1 protein-coding gene is annotated in these 1,385 nt (G+C 29.7%); it reads left to right on the forward strand.

The genetic code is table 11. The annotated features are described in order from the left end of the window. Positions 1–1,218: hypothetical protein (locus tag J2Z71_RS08895; RefSeq protein WP_210062301.1), on the forward strand; the 1,218-nt coding region annotated here is incomplete at its 5' end. Between the last annotated feature and the right edge of the window lie 167 nt (positions 1,219–1,385).

Here is a 1,385-nt window from a genome sequence, read left to right on the forward strand (position 1 = left end):
AAAAACATCTTAGCTATACCTTCTGTAGATCTTTTGATTACATTTTTATCTATATCTTCTGAACTTCGTAAGTTTTGCGGTTTTTTAAAGGTTCCCCATAAATCACAGTTCTCTAGGTTCAAATCAGAGTATTTAGATGATCTTAATGAACTATTTCATAATCTTGTTGATAAAACAGAGGATATATCTAAAGAAGTTAATTCTTTTTTATCTTCTATTCTAATTACCGATACTACTGGTATTGAAGCTTATGTTACTGAAAACAATCCTAAGTTTTATCAATCACAACTTAAAAAATCTAAGACTTTTTATAATTCATTTGCTAAGGATAATCCTAATCCAGGTTTCGATATTGAAAAGTATGCACAAGGCCAAATGCCTAAGTTTGCTTCTTCTAATCCTGATGCAAAACTTACTTATCTCAATGGTCATTTTGGATATTTTTTAAAGTGTATTATTTCTACTAATGCTCTTGGGCTTGTTAGAGATATTAATTTCTTTAATAGTGATAATTCTCTTTCCAAGGATTTAAGACCTCAGGATATTAAGGATTCTTTTGATGCTAAGTCTTTGATTCCTGCTTTAGAAACTCACTTTCAATTACATCCTGATTTTTCATATAAATACTTTTTAGGCGATGCTGGTTTTGATGCTGATGATAATTATGCCTATCTTCATGAAAAAGAAATTATGCCTATTATCAGCTTAAATACTCGTAATTCTAAGGATTTACCACAGCCTGGTTTTAATGAAATTGGGATTCCTCTTTGTCCTAATGACTCCTCTTTACCAATGGTTTATGATGGTGTTTGTAGAGAAAAAGGTAGAGCTGATAGAGTTAAATATCTTTGTCCTAAGTCTAAAAAAACTACTGTTAATGGCAAAACCCAATATGTTTTAAGTTGTGAAAACCCTTGTACTTCCTCAAAGTGTGGACGTACTAAAAACCTTACTATTCATCACAATTACAGGTTCAATACTTCTATGCCTAGAGATAGTCTCAAGTGGCAAAAGCTGTACAAGCTTAGAACTATTTGTGAAAGATCAATTTGTCAAATTAAAAACTTTATTCAAATCAAAATCTCTAAGGTTAGAAATACCATATCGTTAAAATCAGATATATTACTTGCATGTATTTCACAATTGATAGCATTTATTCTTATCTTTAAAACTGGTAAATCTAAAAACCCTTTAGCCATCAAATCTTTAATCGCTTAATTAACAAATATATATTAAAACAAATCCGGAAGATTAGGTTTAATCTTTTATTTGCTGAGCCTATTTTTGTTAGCAACTTAGTAATTTAGCTATTTTATTTGCCCATTAAAGATTTTAATTGGGGATAAGTATCCTTAAATATCAAATTCCTATTCTGCAACTACCTA

Source organism: Peptoniphilus stercorisuis (genome assembly GCF_017874395.1).
Classification (GTDB): domain Bacteria; phylum Bacillota; class Clostridia; order Tissierellales; family Peptoniphilaceae; genus Anaerosphaera; species Anaerosphaera stercorisuis.